The sequence below is a fragment of the Pseudonocardia spirodelae genome (genome assembly GCF_037727765.1).
GTDB classification, from domain to species: Bacteria; Actinomycetota; Actinomycetes; order Mycobacteriales; family Pseudonocardiaceae; genus Pseudonocardia; species Pseudonocardia spirodelae.
Genome location: NZ_JBBJUP010000024.1, coordinates 43,079 through 69,399, shown reverse-complemented (window position 1 = coordinate 69,399; position 26,321 = coordinate 43,079). Strand labels below are relative to the sequence as shown.

21 protein-coding genes and 1 tRNA gene are annotated in these 26,321 nt (G+C 75.2%); 11 read left to right on the top strand and 11 right to left on the bottom strand.

The window, feature by feature from the left end; all coding sequences use genetic code 11:
• The first annotated feature begins 150 nt into the window (after positions 1–150).
• Positions 151–1,494 carry an MFS transporter gene (locus WJX68_RS23325; RefSeq protein WP_340294718.1) on the top strand — a complete coding sequence of 448 codons (1,344 nt, stop codon included), beginning with the start codon at positions 151–153 and terminating at the stop codon, positions 1,492–1,494.
• A gap of 40 nt (positions 1,495–1,534) precedes the next feature.
• On the opposite strand, the gene WJX68_RS23320 is transcribed toward WJX68_RS23325, so the two are convergent.
• The 6 genes from WJX68_RS23320 to WJX68_RS23295 all read right to left on the bottom strand — a co-directional run bounded on the left by WJX68_RS23320 (position 1,535) and on the right by WJX68_RS23295 (position 8,436).
• The gene (locus tag WJX68_RS23320; protein ID WP_340294716.1) at positions 1,535–1,813 is read right to left on the bottom strand and encodes a hypothetical protein; all 279 of its coding nucleotides are present in this window, start codon (positions 1,811–1,813) and stop codon (positions 1,535–1,537) included.
• A 311-nt stretch (positions 1,814–2,124) separates the two neighbouring features.
• Positions 2,125–4,170 (bottom strand): NAD(+) synthase, encoded by a 2,046-nt coding sequence (locus tag WJX68_RS23315; RefSeq protein ID WP_340294714.1) that lies wholly within the window; start codon positions 4,168–4,170, stop codon positions 2,125–2,127.
• Between the two features lie 80 nt (positions 4,171–4,250).
• The gene (locus WJX68_RS23310; RefSeq protein WP_340294711.1) at positions 4,251–4,523 is read right to left on the bottom strand and encodes a hypothetical protein; all 273 of its coding nucleotides are present in this window, start codon (positions 4,521–4,523) and stop codon (positions 4,251–4,253) included.
• Between the two features lie 14 nt (positions 4,524–4,537).
• Entirely contained in the window at positions 4,538–5,728 is a 1,191-nt protein-coding gene (locus WJX68_RS23305) for an alpha/beta hydrolase (protein WP_340294709.1), read from the bottom strand.
• Positions 5,729–5,744: 16 nt separating this feature from the next.
• A complete protein-coding gene (locus WJX68_RS23300) occupies positions 5,745–7,538 on the bottom strand; it encodes a phosphatidylglycerol lysyltransferase domain-containing protein (protein ID WP_340294708.1) in 1,794 nt (597 codons plus the stop codon).
• The gene (locus WJX68_RS23295; RefSeq protein WP_340294706.1) at positions 7,525–8,436 is read right to left on the bottom strand and encodes a hypothetical protein; all 912 of its coding nucleotides are present in this window, start codon (positions 8,434–8,436) and stop codon (positions 7,525–7,527) included. The genes WJX68_RS23300 and WJX68_RS23295 overlap by 14 nt, the downstream gene beginning before the upstream one ends.
• 177 nt (positions 8,437–8,613) lie before the next feature.
• Here WJX68_RS23295 and WJX68_RS23290 point away from each other — a divergent pair, with 177 nt between their 5' ends.
• The 5 genes from WJX68_RS23290 (at position 8,614) to aspA (ending at position 14,402) form a co-directional block, all read left to right on the top strand.
• Positions 8,614–9,774, top strand: coding sequence for a lipase family protein (locus WJX68_RS23290; protein ID WP_340294705.1), 1,161 nt, complete (start codon positions 8,614–8,616; stop codon positions 9,772–9,774).
• A 155-nt stretch (positions 9,775–9,929) separates the two neighbouring features.
• Positions 9,930–10,586, top strand: a complete 657-nt coding sequence (locus tag WJX68_RS23285; RefSeq protein WP_340294702.1) for a FadR/GntR family transcriptional regulator — start codon at positions 9,930–9,932, stop codon at positions 10,584–10,586.
• A complete protein-coding gene (locus WJX68_RS23280; RefSeq protein WP_340294700.1) occupies positions 10,583–12,049 on the top strand; it encodes an amino acid permease in 1,467 nt (488 codons plus the stop codon). The genes WJX68_RS23285 and WJX68_RS23280 overlap by 4 nt, the downstream gene beginning before the upstream one ends.
• Before the next feature lie 5 nt (positions 12,050–12,054).
• Positions 12,055–13,005 carry an asparaginase gene (locus WJX68_RS23275; protein WP_340294697.1) on the top strand — a complete coding sequence of 317 codons (951 nt, stop codon included), beginning with the start codon at positions 12,055–12,057 and terminating at the stop codon, positions 13,003–13,005.
• A complete protein-coding gene (gene aspA / locus WJX68_RS23270; protein WP_340294695.1) occupies positions 13,002–14,402 on the top strand; it encodes an aspartate ammonia-lyase in 1,401 nt (466 codons plus the stop codon). The genes WJX68_RS23275 and aspA overlap by 4 nt, the downstream gene beginning before the upstream one ends.
• 94 nt (positions 14,403–14,496) lie before the next feature.
• Here the strand turns inward: aspA and WJX68_RS23265 are convergent.
• The 5 genes from WJX68_RS23265 to WJX68_RS23245 form a co-directional block, all read right to left on the bottom strand.
• Positions 14,497–14,571 (bottom strand) — tRNA-Arg (locus tag WJX68_RS23265).
• An 81-nt stretch (positions 14,572–14,652) separates the two neighbouring features.
• Positions 14,653–15,543 carry an alpha/beta fold hydrolase gene (locus tag WJX68_RS23260; RefSeq protein WP_340294692.1) on the bottom strand — a complete coding sequence of 297 codons (891 nt, stop codon included), beginning with the start codon at positions 15,541–15,543 and terminating at the stop codon, positions 14,653–14,655.
• Between the two features lie 132 nt (positions 15,544–15,675).
• On the bottom strand, positions 15,676–16,350 hold the full coding sequence (locus WJX68_RS23255) for a DUF305 domain-containing protein (RefSeq protein WP_340294689.1): 675 nt from the start codon (positions 16,348–16,350) through the stop codon (positions 15,676–15,678).
• A 7-nt stretch (positions 16,351–16,357) separates the two neighbouring features.
• The gene (locus WJX68_RS23250) at positions 16,358–17,122 is read right to left on the bottom strand and encodes a DUF3105 domain-containing protein (RefSeq protein ID WP_340294687.1); all 765 of its coding nucleotides are present in this window, start codon (positions 17,120–17,122) and stop codon (positions 16,358–16,360) included.
• A 94-nt stretch (positions 17,123–17,216) separates the two neighbouring features.
• Positions 17,217–19,433, bottom strand: coding sequence for a hypothetical protein (locus WJX68_RS23245; protein ID WP_340294685.1), 2,217 nt, complete (start codon positions 19,431–19,433; stop codon positions 17,217–17,219).
• Between the two features lie 74 nt (positions 19,434–19,507).
• On the opposite strand from WJX68_RS23245, the gene argS reads away from it, so the two are divergent.
• The 5 genes from argS to thrB all read left to right on the top strand — a co-directional run bounded on the left by argS (position 19,508) and on the right by thrB (position 26,145).
• A complete protein-coding gene (argS, locus tag WJX68_RS23240) occupies positions 19,508–21,157 on the top strand; it encodes an arginine--tRNA ligase (RefSeq protein WP_340294752.1) in 1,650 nt (549 codons plus the stop codon).
• A gap of 1 nt (position 21,158) precedes the next feature.
• On the top strand, positions 21,159–22,613 hold the full coding sequence (lysA, locus tag WJX68_RS23235; protein ID WP_340294682.1) for a diaminopimelate decarboxylase: 1,455 nt from the start codon (positions 21,159–21,161) through the stop codon (positions 22,611–22,613).
• A 96-nt stretch (positions 22,614–22,709) separates the two neighbouring features.
• The gene (locus tag WJX68_RS23230; protein WP_340294680.1) at positions 22,710–24,077 is read left to right on the top strand and encodes a homoserine dehydrogenase; all 1,368 of its coding nucleotides are present in this window, start codon (positions 22,710–22,712) and stop codon (positions 24,075–24,077) included.
• Between the two features lie 149 nt (positions 24,078–24,226).
• Entirely contained in the window at positions 24,227–25,243 is a 1,017-nt protein-coding gene (gene thrC, locus WJX68_RS23225; protein ID WP_340294750.1) for a threonine synthase, read from the top strand.
• Positions 25,243–26,145, top strand: coding sequence for a homoserine kinase (gene thrB, locus WJX68_RS23220; protein ID WP_340294677.1), 903 nt, complete (start codon positions 25,243–25,245; stop codon positions 26,143–26,145). The genes thrC and thrB overlap by 1 nt, the downstream gene beginning before the upstream one ends.
• The last annotated feature ends 176 nt before the right edge of the window (positions 26,146–26,321 follow it).

Genomic DNA, 26,321 nt, shown 5'->3' with positions numbered 1-26,321 from the left:
CGATATGAGACCGGTGTCGGGGCGACGACCGCGCGGGGACGTGCGGCGAAAGGTGCGGACCGGAACCGGCGGACGTCTTTACCCGACCGGACGTTCGGTGCAAAGGTGGCGCGGGTCCGGGACGACGGAGTCCCGGCCAGGGGAGGACGCATGACCGAGCAGCACGCCGCGCCCGGCGCCGGCCCGACGAGCGCCGCGGACACGACCGGCTCGACACCGGCGCAGGTGCGCCGGGTGGCCGCCACCAGCGCGATCGGCACGACGATCGAGTGGTACGACTTCTTCATCTACGCCACGGCCGCCGCCCTGGTGTTCAACAGCCAGTTCTTCTCCACCCTCTCCCCGGCGTCCGGGACACTGGCCGCGTTCGCGACGCTCGGCGTCGGGCTCGTCGCGCGGCCGCTCGGCGGCATCGTGTGGGGGCACTTCGGTGACCGGGTCGGCCGCAAGAAGATGCTGGTGTTCTCGCTGCTGCTCATGGGCGTCGCGACCGTCGGCGTCGGGCTGCTGCCCACCTACGACCGGATCGGCGTCGCGGCGCCGGTGCTGCTGGTCGTGCTGCGCCTGCTGCAGGGGCTGTCGGCCGGCGGCGAGTGGGGCGGCGCGGCGCTGATGTCGGTCGAGCACGCCCCGCCCGGTCGGCGCGGGCGCTACGGCTCGTTCCCGCAGATCGGGGTGCCCGCCGGGCTGATCCTGGCCCAGCTGGTGTTCCTCGTCGTCTCCAACGTGACGACGCCCGAGCAGTTCGCGGCGTGGGGCTGGCGGATCCCGTTCCTGCTGTCGATCGTGCTCGTCGTCGTCGGCCTGATGATCCGGCTGCGGGTCGAGGAGAGCCCGGTGTTCGCGATGCTGCGCGAGAGCCGCGGCCGCAGCCGCGCCCCGATCCTCGAGGTGTTCCGCGAGCGCCCGCGCGAGCTCGTCCTGGCCTCGGTGAGCTTCGTGGCCAACAACGCGATCGGCTACATCTTCCTGGCCTACCTGCTGTCCTACGGCACGCAGGTGCTCGGGGTCCCGCGCAACACGATGATCCTCGTCGTGATCATCGGGTCGCTGAGCTGGCTGGTCAGCATCGTCGCCGGCGCCGTCTGGTCCGACCGGGTCGGGCGCAAGCGCGCGTACCTGGTCGGCTCGGTGCTGCTGGTCGTCTGGCCGGTGCCGTTCTTCCTGCTGCTCGACACCGCGGCGTTCGCGGCGATGGTGCTCGCCGTCGTCGTGCTGACGGTGGGGCTCGGCCTGTCCTACGGCCCGCAGTCCGCGCTGTTCGCGGAGATGTTCGAGGCCCGCTTCCGCTACAGCGGCGCCTCGTTCTCCTACGCCGTGGGCGCGGTGCTCGGCGGCGGCTTCGCGCCGCTCATCGCGGCCGCGCTGCAGCAGTCCTTCGGGTCGTCGACGGCGGTGGCCGCCTACATGGTCGTCGTCGCGGTGATCTCGCTGGTCGCGATCGTGCTTATCCGCGAGACGCACCGGCCGGACGCGCCGGCGCGGCTGTCCTGACCGGTCCGGCGCCCCGATGCCCGGGGCGCCGGGGCCCGGCTCAGGCCGAGCGGTGCCGGCCGTTCGCGGCCGGGGCCGACAGGTCGCGGGCCCGGCGCCGCCCGGCGACCGTGCCCTCGGCCGGTGCGGTGGCGGCCGGCGCGCCGCCGGACATCGAGCGGGCCTGCTCGGCGAGCTCGCGGGTGACGCACGGCCACACGGCGCTGACGCCCGTCGCGTCCCGGCACTCACGGCAGAAGCCCTGCGCGTCGGGGGTGTGCTCCGCCAGGGTCCGCTCCAGCAGATCCGGCATCTCGGACAGGATGTTCGCGAGCGCCACGACTCACCTCCAGGTCGATTGACCGGGACAGTAGTGGTCCGGTTCACCCGCTCCCGCGGGGCGGGGGGCGCCGGCCCGCGGCCCGCGCGATCCACAGTGGACGCCTCATCGCCGCTGCTCGGGACGCCCGCGGGAGGTGCCGGTCCGGCCCGTCGTCGCGCGGGCCGGGGGGTCCCGCTCGACCGGCTCACCCACAGGGCGCCGCCACTCGCTCGACGAGCCGTTGCTCCGATCGGCGGCCGGTGTCGTTCACGCGGCGACACGCACCACCGGTGCGCCGACCGTGTGAACGGCACACCCGCCGTCGGCGGTCAGTCCTGCGGCACCTCCCGCTCGATCTCGTCGAGCCAGATCGTCGCCGACAGGTCCGAGGGCGCCCGCCAGTCCCCGCGCGGGGACAGCGCGCCGCCCGCCGACACCTTCGGCCCGTTCGGCAGCGCCGAGCGCTTGAACTGCGCGAACTGGAAGAACCGGCGCGCGAACACCTGCAGCCACCGGCGGATCTCCGCCGGGGAGTACTCGGGCCGCTCGTCGTCGGGGAACCCGGGCGGCCAGGCGCCGGCGGACGCGTCGGACCAGGCGTGCCCGGCCAGGAACGCGATCTTCGACGGCCGGAACCCGTGCCGCAGCGTGTACCAGAGCGTGAAGTCCTGCAGCGCGTACGGCCCGACGGTGGCCTGGCTGGACTGCACCTCGGTGGTGCCGTCCGACGGGACCAGCTCGGGGGTGATCTCGGTGTCCAGCACCGACCGCAGGACGTCGGAGACCTCCTGCGGGAACTGCTCGGAGCTGATCACCCAGCGGATCAGGTGCTGCATCAGCGTCTTGGGCACGCCGCCGTTGACGTTGTAGTGCGACATCTGGTCGCCGACGCCGTAGGTGGACCAGCCCAGTGCGATCTCGGACAGGTCGCCGGTGCCGAGCACGATGCCGCCGCGCTGGTTCGCCAGCCGGAACAGGTAGTCGGTCCGCAGCCCGGCCTGCACGTTCTCGAAGGTCACGTCGTAGACGGGTTCGCCCCGGCCGAAGGGATGGTCGATCTCGGACAGCATCGTGCGGGCGGTGCCGGTGATGTCGATGGTCGCGAAGGTGACCCCGAGCGCCTTCGACAGCGCGACGGCGTTGTCGCGGGTGTGGTCCGAGGTCGCGAACCCCGGCATGGTGAAGGCCAGGATGTCGGTGCGCGGCCGTCCGAGCCGGTCCATCGCCCGCGCCGCGACGATCAGCGCGTGCGTCGAGTCCAGCCCGCCGGACACCCCGATCACGACCTTCGGCTGCCCGATCGCGCGCAGCCGCTGCTCCAGCCCGGAGACCTGGATCGAGTACGCCTCGAAGCAGTCCTGCTCCAGCCGCGCCGGGTCCGCGGGCACGAACGGGAAGCGCTCCACGGTGCGGCGCAGCCCGATGTCGTGGCCGGGCGGGTCGAGCCGGAACGCCACCGTGCGGACGGCGTCGGTGCGGGCGGCGTGGGTGCGGCGGTTGTCGTCGAAGGTGCCCTGGCGGCGTCGCTCGGCCGCGATCAGGTCCAGGTCGACGTCGGCGACGCTGCGCCGCGGGCCCTGCGGGAAGCGCCCGGACTCCGCGAGCAGCTCGCCGTTCTCGTAGATCATGGTCTGGCCGTCCCACGAGACGTCCGTGGTGGACTCGCCCTCGCCGGCCGCGGCGTAGACGTAGGCGGCCAGGCAGCGGGCCGACGCCGAGCGCGACAGCAGGTGGCGGGTGTCGGCGCGGCCGACGGTGATCGGCGAGCCGGACAGGTTCGCCAGCACCGTCGCCCCGGCGAGCGCGGCCTCGGCCGACGGCGGGACCGGCACCCAGTAGTCCTCGCAGACCTCGGCGTGCAGCACGAAGCCGGGCAGGTCCTCGGCGGCGAAGAGCAGGTCGGTGCCGAAGGGCAGCTCGGCCCCGCCGAGCCGGATCGTCGCGCCCCGCACGTCGTCGCCGGGCGCGGTCTGGCGGCGCTCGTAGAACTCCCGGTACGTCGGCAGGTACGACTTCGGCGCCACGCCCAGGATCCGCCCGCGGTGGAGCACGACCGCGCAGTTGTAGAGCCGGTGGCGGTGCCGCAGCGGCGCCCCGACGACGAGCACCGGCAGCAGGTCCGCGGTCGCCGCGGCCAGCGCGAGCAGCTCGCGCTCGACGGCCTCGAGCAGGGTGTCCTGCATCAGGACGTCCTCGATGGAGTAGCCCGACAGCGTCAGCTCCGGGAACACGACCAGCCCGACGCCCTCGTCGGCGCACGCGCGGGCGGTCTCCAGCACGGCCGCGGCGTTCGCGGCCGGGTCGGCCATCGTCGTGTGCAGCGTCGCGGCGGCGGTCCGCAGGAAGTGGTGTCGGTAGCTGGAACGGAAGTCCACGCCGTCATTGTCGGGTGTGGCCCGGCGCGACGCGGTCCGGGAGGTCCCGCGACGACGGCGGCACCCCGTCCGGACGCGGGTCAGCCGCGCCGCGACACCCGCATCCGGCCCAGCACGCACAGCACCGCGGTGACCGCGAGCAGCCCCAGCAGCACCGCCCACCCGGTGCCGACGGTGCCTCCGGCGAGCACCACGCCCAGCGACCCGAGCCAGGCCAGCGGCACCAGCACCCACAACGCCAGCCCGTGCACCACCGTGGGGATCGAGCCGACCCCGGCCGCGACCACGACCCACACCACCCCGGCGAGCAGCCCGCCCACGAGCAGCAGCGTCCCGACGCCCTCCCAGACCACGTCCGTTCCCCTCCTCAGGGGTCCGGGACCGGCAGCTCGCGCTGCGGCACCCCGGGCCCGTCGTCGATCGTGACGCCCGCCGCCGGTGCCGCGGCCGGGGCCAGCGGCGGCAGCAGGTGTGCCCCCAGCCAGTCCACCAGGTCCGGCAGCTGCGCGCGGACGGCGTTCTGGTTGTGTCCCCCACCCGGGTAGACGCGGGTGTCCACCGAGACCGGCGGCCCGGCGGCGGCGCGGATCCGCTCGGCGGCGGCGCGCTCGTCGGGCTCGTCGGTGCCCGCGGTGACCAGCATCGCCAGCGGAGCGGGGCGCTCGCCCAGCAGCGCGACGACGTCGTTGGCGGCGGCCAGGTCGGGGCGCCCGGCGAACAGCTCCCCGGTGACGACGTCGTCGGGGGTGCGGTCGTAGCCGCTCTGGCTGACGGCCAGGCCGTAGGTGCGCGGGTGGCGCAGGGCCAGGTTCATCGCGCAGTAGCCGCCCGAGGACCAGCCGGCCAGCGCCCACGCGCCGCGGTCGGTGCGCACCCGCAGGTGCCGGGCCGTCCAGCCCACCAGGTCGGTGGTCAGGTAGGTGTCGTCGCGGGCGCCGTGCTGGGCGTCGACGCACTCCTGGTCGTGGCCGAACCGGGGCTCGCCGTTGATGTCGGGGACCACCATCACCACCGGCGGGATGCGGTGGGCGGCGACGGCCGCGTCGAGCACGTCGGGCACCCGGAACAGGGCCGCGACCTCGCGCGGTTCGCCGGGGAAACCGGGCAGCCACTCGACGACCGGGAACCGCAGCCCCGGGTGCTCGGTGTAGCCGGGCGGCAGGTAGACGTCGGCGTCGCGGTCGATGCCCGACGCGGGCCCGTGCAGGGTCAGGTGCAGGGTGGACCCGAGCCCCTGGGCGGAGCGCGCCGCGACCAGGGGGAGGGCGGCCTGCAGGCCGGCCCCGTCCGGGCCGACGTCGGCGACCGAGCCCTCGCCGGGGTCGGGGGAGGAGCCGATCAGCGAGCCGACGGTGGGGAAGAACCCGCCGAGCAGGTTCGCCGTCGCGCCGCAGGCCAGCAGCACGGCCACCGTCGAGGAGACGGCGAGCAGCGTGCGCCCGGCCCGGCGGAGCCGGTGCCGGGTCCCGCCGGTGACCACGAGCAGCAGCAGCGCCGCGACGGCGGGCAGCACGGCCGCGGCGCCGACGTCGAGGCGCAGCTCGGAGGCGTGGATCACGACGTGCCCGGCCCGGTCACCGGCGCAGCAGCCGCAGCAGCGCCGGCGGGCGGCCGCCGAAGCCCTCGGCCTCGAGCACGACGAACAGGATCCGCGGCAGGTCGCGCACCGCGGGGAACAGCACGTAGCGCGGGTACCAGGCGGGCCGGAACTTCGCGTTGAACCGGTAGAGCGAGTCGATCTGCCACCAGCGCGACGCCAGGCGCAGCACCCGCGCCCAGCCGCGGGCGACCGGGCCCGCACCGATCCGCTCGCCGCGTTCCAGCGCGGAGCGGAACATCGCGAAGTTCAGCGACACCCGGGTCACCCCGAGGCCCTTCGCGGCCGCCATGAGCTCGGCGATCATCAGCTCGTTGACGCCGTTGTCGGCGTCGGGCTCGCGGACCATGAGGTCCAGCGACAGCCCGTCCGGGCCCCAGGGGACCAGCTGCAGCATCCCGGTCGGCTCGCCCTCGCGCAGCGCGGTGACGATCACCGCATCGGTGTCGGCGGGGTCCGCGACCCGGGAGGACGCCATCGAGAACCCGCGCTCGTCCTCGGCGCCGCGCCAGCGGTGCGCGCGCTCGGCGATGCGCATGCGCTCGACCTCGTCGACCTCGCGCAGCCGGTGCACCTCGACGGTGTGGCCGAGACGCTGCATCCGGGCGACGGTCTGGCGGACCCCGCGCATCGGGCGCCCGTCCAGGCCGAACGACGCGGTCTCCAGCACGGCCTCGTCGCCGAGCTCCAGGGCGTCCAGGCCGGCCTTGGACCACGCCGTCGCGCCGCGTTCGGAGCAGCCGAGCACCGCGGGGGACCAGCCGTAGCGGGTGCAGCCGTCGAGGAACGCCTCGATGGCGCCGGGCCAGGCGCCGACGTCGCCGATCGGGTCGCCCGAGGCGAGCGCGACGCCGGCCAGCACCCGGTATGACACCGCGGACTTCCCGCCGTGGGCGAACACCGCGGCCTTGTCCCGGCGCAGCGCGAAGTAGCCGAGGGAGTCGCCGTCGCGCCGGTCGAGCAGCGCGCGCAGGCGCTGCTCGTCGTCGGGGTCCAGCGACGGCCGCGGCTCCGGCGAGCGCAGCAGGTGGTACCCGGCGACGACCACCGCGACGACGCCGAAGGTCAGCCCGATCGCCGAGGTCAGGTCGTCGAGCCAGGCCGCGTGCGGCGCGAACTCCACCGGCCCGGTGACGCCGATCAGCGACAGCGCGGCGTGCGCGGCCTGCGCCGGGATCGACGGGTCGCCGAGCAGCCGGCGCGGGTTGAGCGCGAGCAGCACCCACACGATGAGGAAGCCCGACAGGCCGAACTGCACCAGCGAGCGCACCGAGCGGCCCAGGCCGCCCGGGTCCTGGCGGGCGACGAAGTAGCGCCGGGTCGCGACCAGCGCGGCCAGCAGCGCGAGCACGAGCACGGCCGGGCCGATCCCGCGGCGCTGGTCGAGCACGTGCAGCCCGTTGACCACGACGAGGAACGTCGTCGTCGCGGTGGCGACCCACCAGGCGCGCTGCTTGCGCCGCCGCAGCCCGGTGGCCAGCAGCAACAGCCCGACGCCCGCCAGCGCGGTCACGACCAGCGAGGCGAGGCCGACGCCCGCGGGCAGGCCCAGCGTGCTGCGCAGCTCGCCGCCGAGCACCCGCCGGGGGGCCGGCAGGACGGCCGCGACGACGGTCATCAGCCCGACGATGCGCGCCGCCCACACCACGGCCCGGACGACCGCGGCCTCGGACAGCCGGCGGCGGCGGGCCTCCGGGTCCGGCGCGGGTCCGGCACCGCGGGTGCGGACCTGCCCGTCGTCGTCCGGTCCGGAGCTGTCAGACCCCGTCACGCGATCCTCCTGTCGGTTCCGGCGCCGGCGCCGCGCCGCCGGCCGTGCGCGCGAGCGCGCCCGGCAGGCGTGCCCCGAGCGCGTCGAGCTCGGCGGAGACGACGTCGGACGCCGCCGTGCCGGGCGCGGTCCGCACGGTGCTCGACGCTAGCGCCGGACCGGGACCGGGTGCGCCCGGCACCGGATCCTCCCCGGCCCCGCTCCGCAGCACGACCAGGTCCAGCGGATCGGGCGAACCGGACGCGGGGGACGGGCACTCCGCGTCGCCGGGCGGTCCGGCGGCGACGGCGACGTCCGCGCGCTCGGCCAGCGCCCGGGCCAGCGGGCAGCCGGTTCCCTCCGGCGGCCCGGCGATCGCCCAGGCCGCCCGGTCGGTGCGCAGGACGGGGGTCCCGGCCGCCGCGGCGGCGGCGCGCAGGTGCGCGACCGGCACCGTCGCCGTCCGGAACAGCACGACCGGCGGCATCCGGCCCGCGGTCACCGCGGCGTCGACGGCGGCGGCCGGGTCGCCGGGGCCGGTCCAGACCAGGGCGGGGTGGGCCAGCGCGTCGTCGTAGCCGGGGGGCAGGTGCACCGCGACGTCGCGGCCGTCGACGCGCAGCACGGTGTCGCGCCCCGGGCCGGTCACCGGCGGGGGCGGCGGCGCGGGCAGGCCGCCGCGGTCCGGGCCCGCGGCCAGCGAGGCGGGGGTGGGGTAGAAGCCGAACCAGGAGTTGACCCCGAGCGCGGCGGCCAGCACCACGAGCGCGACGACGGCCGGGAGCGCGACCGCGCTCGCCACCGGGTGCCGCCGGGAGCGGCCCCGCAGGTACGCGGCCAGCGCGGCCGTCGCCAGGACGGCGACCGCGGCGACGGTGACGCCCGACCCGAGTGGGAGACGGGCCGGCACGGCGAGCACGTCATCACGATGGCACGGCGCCCGCGGCCGCCCCGCGCCGGGAGGATCCGTCCCCCGCCGTCCCGAACGTCGCCGATCACGTGCCGGACCCCGTTGCGCACCGGCGGTGCGGGGACGTCCGTTCCCTCCCGGCCCGGTGATCGTTACCCCTCGGTAGGTCGACGAACGGGGGACGGCGTGACGACGAGGTTGCGGGCGACGGTCGTGGCAGGGGTGGTGGCGGTCGTGGCGGCCGTCGTCGCCGTGCCGCAGGCACTGGCGTCGCCGGAGCGGGGCGAGGGTCCCGGGTCGGTGGTGTCCGCGGAGCGGGTCACGGTGCCGCTGCTGCCCGCGGCGAGCGCGACGCGCATCCTCTACCGCAGCCTCGACACCGAGGACCGGCCGACCACGGTCAGCGGCATCGTGCTCACCCCGGTCCTGCCCCGGCCCGGCCCGGCCCGGTTGGTCGGCTTCGCGGCCGGCACCCAGGGCCTGGCCGACCGGTGCGCGCCGTCGCGCCAGCTGCAGGCGGGCACCGAGTACGAGGCCCCCGCGGTCGCGTCGTTGCTCACGGCCGGGTACACCGTCGCCGTCACCGACTACGAGGGGCTCGGCACGCCCGGCGAGCACACCTACGTGAACCGGGCCGCGCAGGCCCACGCGCTGCTCGACGTGCTGCGCGCGGCGCCGCAGGCCGGCGTCGGGATCCCGGCGGACTCCCCGGCCGCGCTCTACGGCTACTCCCAGGGCGGCGGCGCGTCCGCCGCGGCCGCCGAGCTGGCACCGGAGTACGCGCCCGAGCTGGACCTGGTCGGCGCCTACGCCGGTGCCGTCCCGGCCGACCTGCGCGCGACCGGCCGGTTCCTCGACGGCGGCCCGTACGTCGCGCTGCTCGGCTACGCCGTGTCCGGTTTCGACGCCGCCTACCCCGACCTCGGTGTGCCGCAGCTGCTCAACGAGCGCGGCCGCCGGGTGGTCGACGAGCTGCGCGGGCAGTGCACCCAGGACTCCGTGGTGCGCTACCCGGGCCTGCGCTCGGAGCAGCTGTCCGCCGACGGGCGCCCGATCTCGGCCTTCCTCGACGAGGAGCCGTTCGCGAGCCGGGTCGACGAGCAGCTGATCGGGCGGCGCACGCCCGAGGTGCCGGTGCTGATGGCGCACAGCGTCGCCGACGACATCGTGCCCTTCGAGCAGGGGCGCGAGCTGGCCCGGCGGTGGTGCGCGCAGGGCGCCGACGTCGAGTTCCGGCCCGGCGTCGCGCCCACCCACGTCGGCGGGTACCCCGAGGGGCAGGCCCGGGCGCTGCCGTTCCTCGAGGCCCGGTTCGCGGGCCTGCCGACGGCCTCGACCTGCGGCTGAGCCACCGGGGACGGGGCGGCGCCGCCGCCCCGTCCCCGCCCGGTGCGTCCGGACGGAGGGCTTGACACCCGCGGATCCGGGACGCACTCTCTTTCATCGTGAACCTGTCAGACAGCCGGACAGCCGGACAGCGTGGTCCCCGTCGCGTCAGCGCCATGGAGGCCGTGCTGTCCCACCTGCGATCCGCCATCGAGCGGGGTGAGTACCCCGTCGGCGACAAGCTGCCCGCCGAGGCGGCGCTCAGCACGGAGTTCGAGGTCAGCCGCTCGGTCGTGCGGGAGGCGCTGCGCGGGCTGCAGGCACTCGGCCTGACCGAGTCGCGCACCGGGCGCGGCACCTTCGTCGTCGCGACGGGCCCGTCGGAGGACCCGAGCTTCGGCGAGTACAGCGCGCGCGACCTGTTCGAGGTCCGCCGGCACGTCGAGATCCCGGTCGCCGGCTACGCCGCCCTGCGCCACGACGACGCCGACCTCGACGAGCTGTGGCACCTCGTCGCCAGGATGGACGCCGAGACCGACGACGCCACCTGGGTCGCCCTGGACTCGCTGTTCCACATCACGATCGCCCGCGCCTCGGGCAACCCCGCCTTCGCCAAGGTCATCGAGGAGATCCGCGAGGCGCTGGCCGCCCAGTCGTCGTTCCTCAACAAGCTCGGCGACCGCCGCGAGCAGTCCAACGCCGAGCACCGCCGGATCGTCGCCGCCATCGCGGAGCGCTCGGAGGACCGGGCCGTCGCCGAGATGACCGCGCACCTCGGCTACGTCGAGCAGACGCTGGCCGGGATCGTCCGCGAGGGCGGTGCGGCCCGATGAGCGAGACCACCCGGACCCCGGCCGCCGCGGCCGACCGCGGCGACCACGGCTACCGCAAGGACCTGCGCGCCCGCCACATCCACATGATCGCCATCGGCGGCGCGATCGGCACCGGGCTGTTCCTCGGTGCGGGCGGCCGCCTCGCCCAGGCCGGCCCGGCGCTCGCGCTGGTCTACGCCGCGTGCGGGCTCATCGCCTTCCTCGTCGTCCGCGCCCTGGGCGAGCTGATCCTCTACCGGCCGTCGTCGGGCGCCTTCGTCTCCTACGCGCGGGAGTTCATGGGGGAGAAGGGCGCCTACGTCGCGGGCTGGATGTACTTCCTCAACTGGTCGACCACCGGCATCGCCGACATCACCGCGATCGCCCTCTACGCGCACTTCTGGTCGTTCTTCACCTCGGTCCCGCAGTGGGTGCTCGCGCTGGTCGCGCTGGCCGTCGTGCTCGTGGTCAACCTGGTCTCGGTACGGCTGTTCGGCGAGCTGGAGTTCTGGTTCGCCATCGTCAAGGTCGGGGCACTGGTGGCGTTCATGCTGCTGGGCATCTGGCTGCTCGCCACGCAGACCCCGGTCGGGGGCGTCACCCCCGGCCCGTCGCTGATCACCGGCAACGGCGGGATCCTCCCGGCCGGGCTGCTGCCGGCCGTGCTGATCGTGCAGGGCGTGGTGTTCGCCTACGCCGCGATCGAGATGGTCGGCGTCACCGCGGGCGAGACCGAGGAGCCGGAGAAGGTCATGCCGAAGGCGATCAACTCGATCGTCTGGCGGATCGCGCTGTTCTACGTCGGCTCGGTCGTGCTGCTCACGATGCTGCTGCCCTGGACGGAGTACACGGCGGGGGAGAGCCCGTTCGTCACCGTGCTCGCCCGGCTCGGCCTGCCCGGCGCGGACAGCATCATGAACCTGATCGTGCTCACCGCGGCGCTGTCCAGCCTCAACGCCGGGCTCTACACCACCGGCCGGATCCTGCGGTCGATGGCCGCGGCCGGCTCAGCGCCCCGCTTCACCGGCGCGATGAGCAGGCGCGGGGTGCCCTACGGCGGCATCCTGCTGACCTCATCGGTCTGCGTCGCGGGCGTCGGGCTGAACGCGGTGGTGCCCGCGCAGGCCTTCGAGATCGTCCTGAACTTCGCCGCGATCGGCATCCTCGGCACCTGGGCGACGATCATGGTCAGCAACCTGCTGTTCGTCCGGCGCTGCCGCCGCGAGGGCACCGCGCGCCCGGCGTTCCGGCTGCCCGGCGCCCCGTACACGCACGTCGTGACGCTGGTGTTCCTCGCCGCCGTCGTCGTGCTCATGGCCTTCGACGAGGTCGGCCGCATCACGCTCATGGGCCTGCCGGTGATCGTCGCCGCGCTGGTCGCCGGCTGGTACGCGGTCCGCGGCCGCATCGACATGTCCGCGTTCGACCGGACCGGGTTCGGCACCGCCGACAGCACCGACGACGGAGAGGACGTCCCACGATGACCCGGGTGGCCGCCCCGCCCCGGACCGGGATACCGGCCCACGAACCACTGGTGCACCTGCTGCGCGACGGCATGGTCGAGGGGGTGCACCACGGCTCGGTCGTGGTGCTCGCCCCGGACGGCACGACGCTGTTCGCCGCCGGCGACCCGGACGTCGCCTTCTACCCCCGCTCGACGGCGAAGCCGCTGCAGGCCGCGGCGATGGCCCGGCTCGGGCTGCGCCCCGGGCCCGCGGGCTTCGCGATCGCCGCGGCCAGCCACTCCGGCGAGCAGGCCCACCTCGGCGCGGTCCGCGCCCTGCTCGGCGGGCTGGGCACGGGTGCGCTCGGCAACCCCGCCGACCTGCCCTACGACCAGGTCGAGCGCGACGCCTGGATCGCGGCCGGGCGGGCGCCGTCGCGGCTGGCGCAGAACTGCTCGGGCAAGCACGCCGCGATGCTGCGCACCTGCCTGCTGCACGACTGGCCGAACGAGGGATACCTCGACCCCGGCCACCCGCTGCAGGTCGCGGTGCGCGACACGGTCGAGGACCTCACCGGGGCCGCGGTCGCGCGCACCGCCGTCGACGGCTGCGGCGCCCCGCTGTTCGCCGTCTCGCTGCGCGGGCTCGCCGGTGCGCTGGCCCGGCTCGCGACGGCCGCTCCGGACACCCCGGACGGGCTGGTCGCGGACGGGATGCGCCGCCACCCCGAGCTCGTCGGCGGGTCCCGGCGCCCGGTCACCGCGCTGATGCGCGCCGTGCCCGGCCTGCTCGCCAAGGACGGTTTCGAGGCCGTCACCGTCACCGCACTGCCCGACGGCACCGCCGTCGCCGTGAAGATCGCCGACGGCGGGCTGCGCGCGCTGCGCCCCGTCGTCACCGCCGCACTGGCCCGGTGCGGCGTCCACCTCCCGCCGGGTCGCGAGGACCTGCGGGTGACCGGCCCCCTGGCCGCCGCCGAAGGAGAGACCGCATGACCGCCGTCCGTCACGAGCACGACCTGCTCGGCGACCGCGACGTCCCCGCCGAGGCCTACTGGGGCGTGCACACCGCCCGGGCCCGGGAGAACTTCCCGATCACCGGCACCACCATCGCCGCCCATCCGCACCTGATCGAGGCGCTCGCGGCGGTGAAGGAGGCCGCGGCCCTGGCCAACCGGGAGCTGGGGCTGCTGGAGCCGGAGGTGGCCGACGCGATCGTGGCCGCCTGCGCCGAGATCCGGGGCGGGGCCCTGCACGACCAGTTCGTCGTCGACGTCGTCCAGGGGGGTGCGGGGACCTCGACGAACATGAACGCCAACGAGGTCGTCGCCAACCGGGCGCTGGAGCTGCTCGGCCACGAGCGCGGCCGCTACGACGTCGTGCACCCCAACGAGCACGTCAACATGTCCCAGTCGACCAACGACGCCTACCCGACCGCGGTCAACGTCGCCACGATCCTCGCCGTCGGCGAGCTCTCGGAGTCGATGCACGTGCTGGAGCGGGCGTTCGCCGCGAAGGCCGTCGAGTTCCACGACGTGCTCAAGATGGGCCGCACCCAGCTGCAGGACGCCGTCCCGATGACCCTCGGGCAGGAGTTCGGGACCTACGCGGTGATGCTCGGCGAGGACCGCGAGCGGCTCACCGAGGCCGCCGCCCTGCTGCGCGAGATCAACCTCGGGGCGACGGCGATCGGCACCGGCCTCAACGCAGCCCCCGGCTACGCCGAGGCCGCCTGCCGGCACCTGCGCGAGATCACCGGGGTGCCGGTGCAGACCGCCGCGGACCTGGTCGAGGCGACCCAGGACTGCGGGGCGTTCGTGCACCTGTCCGGGGTGCTCAAGCGGATCGCGGTGAAGCTGTCGAAGTCCTGCAACGACCTGCGGCTGCTGTCCTCGGGCCCGCGCGCCGGGTTCGGCGAGATCAACCTCCCGCCGGTGCAGGCCGGGTCCTCGATCATGCCGGGCAAGGTCAACCCGGTGATCCCGGAGGTCGTCAACCAGGTCGCGTTCGAGGTGATCGGCAACGACGTCGCGGTCACCATGGCGGCCGAGGCCGGGCAGCTGCAGCTCAACGCCTTCGAGCCGCTCATCCTGCACTCGCTCTCGGAGTCGATCACCCACCTCGGGGCGGCCTGCCGCACGCTGGCGACCCGCTGCGTGGAGGGGATCACCGCGAACACCGACGTGCTGCGCGGCTACGTCGAGAACTCGATCGGCCTGGTCACCGCGCTGAACCCGACCATCGGCTACACCGCGGCGACCGAGATCGCGAAGGAGGCGCTGGCGTCCGGGCGCGGGGTGGTCGAGCTCGTCGTCGAGCGGGGGCTGGTCCCGGCCGACGAGCTGGCGCAGCTGCTGCGCCCGGAGGTGCTGGCGCGCCCCGGCCTGCGCTGACCCGGGCCGCGGCCCGCGCCGGGCGCCGCGCACGACATCGGCCCCCCACCTGCTGATGCGGGTGAGGGGCCGATGACGACGCTGTGGGCACTCGTGGTGCCCCCGGCAGGATTCGAACCTGCGCTCCCGCCTCCGGAGGGCGGTGCTCTATCCCCTGAGCTACGGGGGCCGTGCGATGGGAGAAAGATAGCGCATCGCACGCGGCCCGCCCGCGCGGGGGGTGCCGATCATGCCCGTCGCCGGGCCCCGTTCACGCCCACCGCGTGACGAAGGCCAGCGCCGCCGCGTCGACCTCCTCCGGGTTAGACGCACTCAGGAAGTGCTGCCCGCCCTGCACGATCTCGAGCTCGGCGTGCCGGGCGCCGGTGAAGCGCCGGATGCCGTCCTCGGCGTTGGCGACGGAGTAGACCGTGTCGTCGGTTCCGTGCAGCCACAGCACCGGGCAGCGGACCTCGTCGAGCCGGCCGTGCAGGCCGTCGCGGTCCCGCAGGTTGACGGTGCAGACACGCAGGCGGTGGCGGCCGTCGTCGCCGGTGTAGGTCTCGCGGTAGACCTGCCGCCAGAACGCGCGGAAGCCGTCGCTGATCCCCTCGCCGAGCCCCGCGCCCAGGACGGCGTCGACGAACTCCTCCGGCACCACCCAGTCGTCCCCGACCGGGGCGGCCAGGGCGTCGACCGACGGCGTGCAGAACTCGATGCCGTCCCAGCAGCCCCGCTCGCGGCTGGCCGGGCTCTCGAAGTCCATCGAGGTGCCGAGCGGGAGGATGCCCTGGATCCGGTCCGGGGCGAGCAGCGCCATCCGGGCGGCGACCCAGCCGCCCTGCGAGGTGCCGAGCACGAAGGCCCGGTCGACGCCGAGCGCGTCCATGGCCTGCAGGTTCGCCAGGGCGCTGTCCCAGTAGGTGAAGTGGGGGTAGACCGACCGCGTCGCGCCGTGCCCGTAGGGCTCCAGGGCGAGCAGGTTCGCCGCGCCGGACAGGGCGGTGTCCTCGAACTGGGGGCGGTAGAGGTCGACGGTCGTGGTGAAGGAGTTGACCATGACGACGGTCGGCAGCGACGGGTCGTGCGGCCTGCCGGACCGGTAGCCGATCCGGGACCCTCCCAGGTGGGGCACGTCGACGGTCGCGGTGCTGCTGCTCACGGGGGTCTCCTCGACCGCGGGTCGCCGCGCGGCGCCGGTGTCCGCGGCGGTCCCGGCGCCGGGGCGCCGGGAACACGGTGCGCCCCATCACAGCGTGCCGCGGCGCGGGCGTCCAGCTCCGGCGCCCCGGGGTCAGCCCAGGGGCAGCGGCGCGGCGCCGCGCTCGGCGAGCAGCCCGCGCATCAGGCCGGCCTCGGAGTTCTGCGAGGCGAGCATCTGCGACGCGAGGTTGCGGACCTCACCGGTGTCGGCGTGGTCGCGGGCGTACTCCAGCATCGACACGCCACCCTCGTGGTGGCGCAGCATCAGCTGGAGGAACTCGACGTCGAGCGCGGTGCCGGGCGGGGTGGCGCGCATCCGGGCGAGGTCCGCGGTGCTCGCCATGCCCGGCATGGTCGTGGCGCCGGCAGACATGCCGTCCATACCGGACATGCCGGCGTGGGCGGAGGCGTCCATCCATCCCATGTGCCCACCGCTGGGCAGGCTCGGCGCGTCCCACAGGCCGAGCCAGCCCTGCATCCGCCCGATCTGCTGGTTCTGCGTGGACTCGATGTCGAACGCGAGCTGGCGCACCCTCGGGTCGGCGGCGCGGTCGCGCTCCCAGGACGCCATCTCGACGGCCTGGCGGTGGTGCACCGTCATGTCCTGGGCGAACCCGACGTCGACCGAGCCCGGGTCGGGCACGAACGGCCCGAACACCCCGCGCACGGCGAGCCCGGCGACGAGCACCGCGGCCAACGCGAGGACGCCGAGGGTGACCGTGAGCGGGTGGCGCAGGGGCGGGGTGCCCTCCGACGGAGTCGTCACCGGTGCGTCACTGCCCCGGGGACGGCGCGGGGGCCTGCTGACCGGGGACGGCGTCGGGCGCCGGGGCGCCCAGGTTCGCGCCCTCGTTCTCCGGGAAGACGGTCTGGCGGTCGACCGCGGTCTGCGGCGGGATCGGTGCGAACGGCGGCGGGGCGTCCTGGTCGAAGCCCTGGGCGCCGAGCGCGTCGCAGGACGCGCCGACCTCGGGATGGGTGAAACGGTTGGTCCGCAGCGCGCGGATGAACTGGTCGATGCGCTCGTCGTCGGCGGTCGGGACCTTCAGCTGGTTGCCCCAGGACTGCAGCGAGATCGGGGCGTCGAGACCCGGGTAGGGCGACATGACCGTGTACGGCTGGCCCTCGACCCGGCGGGCCAGCGCGTCCCGGCCGGCCTGGTCGAGGCGGTCGGGGTCGTAGGCGATCCAGACGGCGCCGTGCTCCAGGGAGTGCACCAGGTTCTCCGAACGCACCGGGTTCGGGTAGACCACGCCGTTGCAGGCGGCCCAGAACCCGTCGTGCGCGCCGCCGAAGGGCGGGCTGTGGGTGTAGGCGACGGTCTGGAAGCCGAGCACGTGCTGCAGCCCCGGGTACTCCTGGCTGACGATGCCGGGGATCGCGAGCGCCGGGTTCGGGTTGGACTCCGAGGGCACCCACTGCTGGTTCTGGCTGCGCTGCACCAGCGGGTAGACGATGAACGCCCCCGCGAGCAGCACCAGCACCGTGATCGCCGCGACCATGCCCCAGGGGAACTGACGCTGGCTGACCGCGCTCACCGTCGGCGGTCGCTTCCTACCGGACTTGCCGCTGGCCATGGGATGTCCTGTTCGTGGTCGGCGGGCGGGTTCGCCCGAGTCTAGGAAGGGGCCCTCACCGGCTCGCCCACCACCCGTAGGAGCGGTAGTCCGGGTACGGCGCGAGCAGCGGCGCGACCGGTCGGGTCGTGACGGTCACGGCGTCGCCGGTGACGAGCGCGCCCGGCACGGTGAACGACACCTGCGCCCACGGCTGGGCGTCCGGCAGCGTCCACTCCCCGGCGGGGCGCCCGTCGACGTCGACGGCGACGACGCGGGTCCGCTCGCCGGGCAGCGCCGGGCCGGCGCCGACCCGGCCGGTCAGCGTCACCGGCCGGCCGGGGACGGTGCCGCTCAGGGTGAACGTCTCCCCGCCGAGGACCCGGCGCCCGCCGTCGGCGACGGTCCGGCCGGGGGCGACGAGGGCCCGGTCGAGCACCGAGTCCGGCTGCACACCCAGCACCGGCGGGTCGGTCGTCCAGCCGTGCGCGGCCTCGTCGACGGTGTCGCCGACGTCGAGGTGGTCGACGACCCGGCCCGGGACCGGCGCGTCGGGGGCGTCCGGGGCGTCGGCGAGCGTCCAGTCCGCACGCCAGATGCTCACCCGGTCGCAGGTGCGGTCGATCTGGCAGGTCTGCGGCGCCGACGGCGAGACCGGCCGGGCGGGTCCGGCGAGCTGGAAGGTGATGACGGGCTCGGCGCCGAGCAGCCCGGCCCGGCCCAGGTCGGCCACCGGCACCCCGCCCCACCGGTCGAAGATCGCGAACCACTGCGGCCTGCGGTCCGGTCCGAGTCCGCGCAGCGCCGCGTACAGCGTGCCGGGGCCGTTCAGGGACGGCTGCGCCATCCCGTTCGTCGTCAGCCCGACGAGGTCGACGGTGGGGTGCCCGCCGAACCAGGCGGCGGCGCCGACGTCGTTGACCGCCACGACGTCGCCGGGCGGGACGTTGCCCGCGATCCACTGCGCCACGCTGACCGGGCCCTCGCGCATCGCCGACGCCTGCTGGCCCAGGCGCAGCGCCCACGCCGGCGTCGCGACGACGGTGAACAGCAGCACCACCGCCAGCAGCCCGTGCCGCACCGCGCGGCGGGCGACGAGCCCGGCGCCGAGCACGACCAGCAGCACCAGCAGCGGCAGGAACGGCTGCAGGTAGCGCAGGTCCTGCCACATCGCCGTCGTCAGGGTCGCGACGGCGAGCAGCACCAGCACGAACCCGCCGCCGAGCACGACGGCGAGGGTGCGCTCGCGGCGCGCGGCCAGCGCGGCGACCCCGAGGACGGCGCCGACGAGCGCGAGCGGCGGCAGCACGTCCTGGCCGGAGAGCCCGGCGAGCGACGCGAGCATCGCGACGACGTTGCGCTGCACGTGGTCGGCGATCTCCAGCGGCTGGCGCAGGAACCCGGTGTGCAGCCACGACTTGGCGAGCACGCCGCTGGCCTGGGAGGTGCCGGTGAGCACCCGGTAGAGCAGCAGCTGCGCCGCGAACGCCCCCACCGGCAGCAGCGCGAGGGCGAGCGCCGCCCACGCGCGGGGCCCCTCCGGGCGCCCCCAGGGGAACCCTCGGGGCCTAGGTGGCAACGAGGGTTCCCCTGGGAGCACACCGGGGGGCGGGTCGGCGGGGTCCCCGGCCGGGGCGGGGTCCCCGGCGGTACCGGGCGACGCGGCGGGAGCGGTGCGCAGCTGCGTCCACAGCATCGCGGCGCTGAACGCGGCGGCGAGCAGGAACCCCTCGGGCCGGGTCAGCGCCAGCGCCGCCGCGACCACCGGCGTCCACCGGAAGCGCGGGCGTTCGCGCAGGTAGCTCAGCAGGGTGCCGCTCAGCAGCGCCGCGAGCAGCCCCACCTCCATCCCGCTGGCCCCGCCCCACAGCAGCGGCCCGGACAGCGCCGTCAGCATCCCGGCCCACCACCCCGCGGCCCGCCCGCCGAGCCGGGTCGCGGCCAGCGAGGTGCACACCGCGGCGCAGGCGACCCCGGCCACCCCGCCCGCCACGGCGACGGCGAGCAGCCACCGGCCGTCGAACCCGACCGCGTGCGCCGCGCCGAGCAGCGCCATCCACAGCAGGCTCGACGCACCCGTCGTGATCTCGGCGCCGGGCTGGTAGCGCAGCGGCTCGCCGTCGCCGAGCCGGCGGGCGTACTGCAGGTGGATGTAGACGTCGTCGAGCGGCGGGACCAGGCTCCCGCGGTTGTAGGCGACCGACACCGCGACGAAGGCCGCGCCGAGCAGCAGCGCCGTCGCTCCGGACACGACGGCGGCCCGGGTACTCCGGTCGGTGGAAGGGGGCGTCACGCCCCGCATCGTCGCCGGTCGGGCTGTGGATACCTGCATGAGGGTGCCGGGTGTCCCTCCGTAGAATCCGGATGGTGAATCCCGACGTGCTCGCCGACCTGGTCCGTGACGTCGCGCGGGACGTGCTGACCCGACGCGGCCTCGACGTCTCCGCGCTGCCCGCCGACGCGGGCGTCGAGCGGCCCCGCAACCCCGAGCACGGCGACTACGCCACCAACGTCGCGCTGCGCACCGCCAAGAAGGCCGGCGTGAACCCGCGCGAGCTCGCGACCTGGCTGTCCGAGGAGCTCGCCGCCCGCGACGGGATCGCGAGCGCCGAGATCGCCGGCCCCGGGTTCATCAACCTGCGCCTGGCCGCGGACGCGCAGGGCGCGATCGTCGGCGAGGTCCTGGCCGCCGGCGCGGGCTACGGCACCGGCGACGAGCTGGCCGGGCGCAACGTCAACCTGGAGTTCGTCTCCGCCAACCCGACCGGCCCGCTGCACCTGGGCGGCACGCGCTGGGCCGCCGTCGGCGACGCGCTGGGCCGGGTGCTGTCCGCGCGCGGCGCCAAGGTCACCCGCGAGTACTACTTTAACGACGCCGGCGCCCAGATCGACCGGTTCGTCGACTCCCTGGTCGCGGCCGCGCAGGGCGAGCCCGCCCCGGAGAACGGCTACGGCGGCGACTACATCGCCGAGATCGCCCAGCGCGTCGTCGCGGCCGAGCCCGGTGCCCTGCAGCTGCCCGGCACCGAGCGGGACGAGGTGTTCCGCCGGGTCGGCGTCGGCTTCATGTTCGACGAGATCGCGCAGAAGCTGGGGGAGTTCCGCGTCGAGTTCGACGTGTGGTTCCACGAGCAGTCGCTGCACGACTCGGGCGCGGTGGAGGCCTCGGTCGCCGCGCTGAAGGAGAACGGCTCGCTCTACGAGGCCGACGGTGCGTGGTGGCTGCGCTCCACCGACCACGGCGACGACAAGGACCGCGTCGTCATCAAGTCCGACGGTCGCCCCGCCTACATCGCCGGCGACATCGCCTACCTGCGCGACAAGCGCGCCCGCGGCTTCGACCTGTGCATCTACATGCTCGGCGCCGACCACCACGGCTACGTCGCCCGGCTGAAGGCCGCGGCGGCCGCGTTCGGCGACGACCCGGCCGTCGTCGAGGTCCTGATCGGGCAGCTGGTCAACCTGGTCAAGGACGGGACGCCGGTGCGGATGAGCAAGCGCGCCGGCACCGTCGTGACGATGGACGACCTGGTCGGTGCCGTCGGTGTCGACGCCGCCCGGTACTCGCTGGTGCGCTCCTCGGTGGACTCGAGCCTGGACATCGACCTGGACCTGCTGGCCAGCCGGACCAGCGAGAACCCGGTGTTCTACGTCCAGTACGCGCACGCCCGGCTGTCCTCGCTGGCCCGCAACGCCGCCGACCTCGGCGTCACCCCCGGCAGCGACTACGGGCTGCTGGAGCACCCCCGCGAGGGCGACCTGATCCGCACCCTGGGCGAGTTCGGCGACGTCGTGCGCACCGCCGCGGAGCTGCGCGAGCCGCACCGGATCGCCCGCTACCTGGAGTCCCTCGCCGGGGCGTACCACAAGTTCTACGACTCCTGCCGCGTCCTGCCCCAGGGCGACGAGGAGGTCTCCGACCTGCACCGGGCCCGGCTGGCGCTCTGCGTCGCCGCCCGCACGGTGCTCGCGAACGGCCTGTCGCTGCTCGGCGTCGAGGCCCCGGAACGGATGTGACATGAGGGCCCACCCCGCAGGTCCGCTGCACGCGGGCATCACGCCCGCGCCCGAGTCGGCCGGACCCCGCCCCGAGACCCCCGCCGCGCTCGACGAGCTCGCCCCGGCCGTCTGGCCGCGGCACGCCGCCCGCCGCGCCGACGGGGCGCTGCAGGTCGCCGGCGTCGACGTCCGCGACCTCGCCGCCCGCTACGGCACCCCGCTGTTCGTGCTCGACGAGGACGACTTCCGCGGCCGCTGCGCCGAGTTCGCCGCCTCGTTCGGCGCGGAGGCCGTGCACTACGCGGCCAAGGCGTTCCTCTGCACCGAGGTCGCCCGCTGGGTCGCGCAGGAGGGCCTGTCGCTGGACGTGTGCTCCGGCGGCGAGCTGGCCGTCGCGCTGCGCGCGGAGTTCCCGCCGGAGCGGATCGCGCTGCACGGCAACAACAAGTCCGTCGCCGAGCTCGACGCCGCGGTGGCCGCGGGGGTCGGCGGGATCGTCGTCGACTCCTTCGACGAGATCGCCCGCCTCGACGCCGTCGCCGCCGGGCACGGGGTCATCGCCCCGGTCCTGATCCGGCTCACCGTCGGCGTCGAGGCGCACACCCACGAGTACATCGCGACCGCCCACGAGGACCAGAAGTTCGGGTTCTCCATCAGCGCCGCCGGTGCCGGCGGCAAGGACTCCGCGGCGCTGGAGGCGGCGCGGCGGGTGCTGGCCGCCCGCCACCTGGAGCTGGTCGGGCTGCACTCCCACATCGGCAGCCAGATCTTCGAGACCGAGGGCTTCGAGGCGGCCGCGCGCCGCGTCGTGAAGGTGCTCGCCGACCTGCACACCGAGCACGGCATCGAGAACCTGGCCGCGCTGCGCACCCTCGACCTGGGCGGCGGCATCGGCATCGCCTACCGGCCCGGCGACACGCCGCTGTCGATGCCCGCGCTGGCCGAGGAGCTGCGCGCGATCGTCACGCGCGAGTGCGCCGCGTCCGGGCTGGACGTGCCGGCGATCGCCGTCGAGCCGGGCCGGGCCATCGCCGGGCCGGGTACGGTCACCCTCTACGAGGTCGGCACGGTCAAGGACGTGCCGCTCGGCGGCTACGCGCGGCGCTACGTCAGCGTCGACGGCGGGATGAGCGACAACATCCGCACGTCCCTCTACGATGCCGAGTACGACGTCCGGCTGGTCTCACGCGCCAGCGGGCGCGACTCGGTGCCCGGCGGCGCCGAGCCGGTGCTGTCGCGGGTGGTCGGCAAGCACTGCGAGTCGGGTGACATCGTGGTCCGCGACTGCTGGCTGCCGGCCGACCTCGCGCCGGGCGACCTGCTGGCCGTCGCGGCCACGGGGGCCTACTGCTATGCGATGGCATCCGGTTACAACCGGCTGCCGCGTCCCGCGGTCGTCGCGGTGCGTGACGGGGCCGACCGCCCCCTGCTGCGCCGCGAGACACTGGAGGACCAGTTCCGGTTCGAGGTGTGACCCCGCGCGGGTGAGAACGGCCACCCGGACCGCTCCGGACCGGCCTGACCAGGAATGATCGGCGCCCGTTGCGGGGCGCGCACGCGAGGAGGACACGTGGCGAGCGAGACCGGCGCCGTCCGGGTGGCACTGCTGGGCTGCGGCACCGTCGGCACGGAGGTCGTCCGGCTCATCACCGAGCAGGCCGACGAGCTGACCGCCCGGGTGGGCGCGCGGCTGGAGCTGGTCGGCGTCGCCGTGCGACGCCCGCACCGGCACCCGTGGCTGACCGAGAACTTCGGTCACCTGGTGACCACCGACGCCGCCGGGCTGGTCGCCCGCGACGACGTCGACGTCGTCGTCGAGGTGATCGGCGGCATCGAGCCGGTCCGCGGCTGGCTGCTCGACGCGCTGAAGGCCGGCCGGTCGGTGGTGACGGCGAACAAGGCGCTGCTCGCCGAGGACGGCCCGACGCTCGCCGAGGCCGCCGACGCCTCGGGCGCCGACCTCTACTACGAGGCCTCGGTCGCCGGCGCGATCCCGCTGCTGCGCCCGCTGCGCGAGTCGCTGGCGGGTGACCGGATCACCCGGGTCGCCGGCATCGTCAACGGCACCTCGAACTTCATTCTGTCCGCGATGGCGCAGGGCGGGGCCTCCTACGCCGACGCGCTGGAGGAGGCCACCCGGCTCGGGTACGCCGAGGCCGACCCCAGCGCCGACGTCGACGGCTACGACGCCGCCTCCAAGGCCGCGATCCTCGCGTCGCTGGCGTTCCACACCCGCATCACCGCCTCCGACGTGCACCGCGAGGGGATGCGCGAGGTCGGCTCGGCCGACGTCGCCGCCGCCCGCCGCCTGGGCTGCACGATCAAGCTGCTCGCCATCTGCGAGCGCGTCGTCGGCGACGACGGCGCCGAGTCGGTCTCGGCGCGGGTCTACCCGGCGATGGTCCCCGACTCCCACCCCCTGGCCCGCGTCGACGGCGCGTTCAACGCGGTGTTCGTCGAGGCCGAGGCGGCCGGCCAGCTGATGTTCTACGGCCAGGGCGCCGGCGGGGCGCCGACGGCGTCCGCGGTGCTCGGCGACCTCGTCGCGGTGGCCCGCAACCGGGTCGGCGGCGGCCGCGGCCCGCGCGAGTCGGCGTACGCGAGCCTGCCGGTCCGCCCGATCGGCGAGGTGCCGACCCGCTACCACGTCGACCTCGAGGTGGCCGACCGCGAGGGCGTGCTCGCCGCGATCGCGAGCGAGTTCGCGGCGCACCGCGTCTCGATCGCCGCGGTCCGCCAGACCGGCGGCGTGAACGGCGCCGTCGACGGCGACGCCGGCCAGGCCCGGCTGACCGTCGTCACGCACTCCGCGCCGGAGGCCGCGCTCGCGGCGACGGTGTCGGCACTGCTGGACCTCGACCACGTCCTCGGCGTCGCGGGTGTGCTGCGGGTGGAGGGCCTGGGACGCGCGGTCGGCGCGCTGGGCATGGGCGAATGAGCGACGCAGGGAGTGTCATGACGGGCAGCGCGCAGAACGTCCGGGGGCCCGCCTCGGGTCCCCTCGGCCCGGTGACCCAGGTCGCCGGCGCGGTCGCGCCCCCGCCGCCCGGCCAGTGGCCCGGCGTCATCGAGGCCTACCGCGACCGGATGCCGGTGCAGCCCGGCTGGACCGTGGTCACCCTCGGCGAGGGCGGCACGCCGCTGCTGCCCGCGCCGCGGCTGTCCGAGCGCACCGGCTGCCAGGTCTACCTGAAGGTCGACGGCGCCAACCCGACCGGCTCGTTCAAGGACCGCGGGATGACGATGGCCGTCACCGCCGCGCTGGCCGACGGCAAGTCCAGCGTGCTGTGCGCCTCCACCGGCAACACCTCGGCGTCCGCGGCGGCCTACGCCACCCGCGCCGGCATGACCTGCGCGGTGCTCGTGCCCCGCGGCAAGATCGCGCTGGGCAAGCTCGCCCAGGCCGTCGCGCACGGCGCCCGGATCCTGCAGATCGACGGCAACTTCGACGACTGCCTGGAGCTGGCCCGCAAGACCACCGCCGACTACCCGGCGATCGCGCTGGTCAACTCGGTGAACCCGACCCGGATCGCGGGGCAGGCCTCGGCCGCCTACGAGATCTGCGACCAGCTCGGCCGCGCCCCCGACGTGCACTGCCTGCCGGTCGGCAACGCCGGCAACATCACCGCCTACTGGCACGGCTACCGCGGCTACCACGCCGACGGCCTCGTCTCCGCGCTGCCGCGGATGTTCGGCTTCCAGGCCGCCGGCGCCGCGCCGCTGGTGCACGGCGCTCCGGTCAGCGACCCCGAGACGATCGCCACCGCCATCCGGATCGGTGCCCCCGCCTCCTGGAAGGGCGCGACGACCGCGCGCGACGAGTCGGACGGGCGCTTCGCCGCCGTCACCGACGACGAGATCCTCGCCGCCTACCGGATGCTCTCCGCGCAGGAGGGTGTGTTCGTGGAGCCGGCCTCGGCGTCCAGTGTGGCCGGGCTGCTGCAGAGCCGTGCCGACGGCACGCTGCCCGCCGGCTCGCTCGTGGTGTGCACGGTGACCGGGCACGGTCTGAAGGACCCGGACACGGCGCTGCTCACCGCGCCCGACCCCGAGATCGTCCCGATCGACCCGGGCGCGGTCGCGGCGGCCCTCGAGCTGGCCTGATGGGCCGTCCGACGCGGGTGCGGGTGCGGGTCCCCGGATCGACGGCGAACCTCGGGCCCGGCTTCGACTCCCTCGGTATGGCGCTGGCGCTGCACGACGAGATCGAGGTCGAGGCGTTCCCGACGCCCGGGCTGTTCGTCGACGTCTCCGGGCAGGGCTGCCGGCACGTGCCGCGCGACGAGCGCCACCTGGTGATGCGGGCGATGCGCCTGGCGTTCGAGACGTTCGGGGAGTCCCCGGCCGGGCTGCGGCTGCGCTGCGTGAACGCCGTCCCGCACTCGCGCGGGCTGGGCAGCTCGGCGGCCGCCGCCGTCGCCGGGGTGGTCGCCGCCGCGGTGCTGGCCGGGCGGGACCCGGAGCTGGAGCGCGACGTGCTGCTGCAGCTCTCGGCCGGGATGGAGGGCCACGCCGACAACGCGGCGGCCAGCCTGCTCGGCGGGTTCGTCGTGGCGTGGGAGTCGCAGGGCGCGGCGCGCCGGTTCCACGCCGAGAAGCTCGAGGTGCACCCCGACGTGCACCCGGTCGCCTGCGTGCCGGACGCCGAGTCGTCCACCAAGACGACCCGTGGCCTGCTGCCCGAGCAGGTGCCGCTGGCCGACGCCGCGTTCACCGGCAGCCGGTGCGCGCTCGCGGTGCTCGCGATGACCCGGCGCCCGGACCTGCTGCTGGCCGCCACCGAGGACCGCCTGCACCAGCCGTACCGCAGGCCGGCCTACCCGGCGTCGCTGCGGCTGGTGGAGGACCTGCGCGCGCACGGCGTGCCGGCCGCCGTCTCCGGGGCCGGGCCGACGGTGCTCGCGCTGACCGCGGGCGGGACGCTGCCCGACGCCGTCGGCACCGAGGGTTTCGCCGTCCGGCCGCTGCCGGTCGACACCACCGGTGTGCAGGTCGAGGTGCTCTGATCCCGCCGGACGTGAGCGACGCGACCCGTGTCCCGGCACGTCGGGGGTGGGGGGTTGTTGCCGCCCCGGGGTGTTCGGACTAGGCTCGCCCCTGCATGGCGATCCACGCGACATCGGCGTAGTCTTGCGGCCGGGCCCGCTCGCCCGATCTCCTTTCTGACTGGACTCGGAATCCC

Coding starts and splice junctions, on each gene's coding strand:
- WJX68_RS23325 (WP_340294718.1), top strand. CDS start 151: ATGACCGAGCAGCACGCCGCGCCCGGCGCCGGCCCGACGAGCGCCGCG.
- WJX68_RS23285 (WP_340294702.1), top strand. CDS start 9,930: ATGGAGGCCGTGCTGTCCCACCTGCGATCCGCCATCGAGCGGGGTGAG.
- WJX68_RS23280 (WP_340294700.1), top strand. CDS start 10,583: ATGAGCGAGACCACCCGGACCCCGGCCGCCGCGGCCGACCGCGGCGAC.
- aspA (WP_340294695.1), top strand. CDS start 13,002: ATGACCGCCGTCCGTCACGAGCACGACCTGCTCGGCGACCGCGACGTC.
- lysA (WP_340294682.1), top strand. CDS start 21,159: ATGAGGGCCCACCCCGCAGGTCCGCTGCACGCGGGCATCACGCCCGCG.
- thrC (WP_340294750.1), top strand. CDS start 24,227: ATGCCGGTGCAGCCCGGCTGGACCGTGGTCACCCTCGGCGAGGGCGGC.
- thrB (WP_340294677.1), top strand. CDS start 25,243: ATGGGCCGTCCGACGCGGGTGCGGGTGCGGGTCCCCGGATCGACGGCG.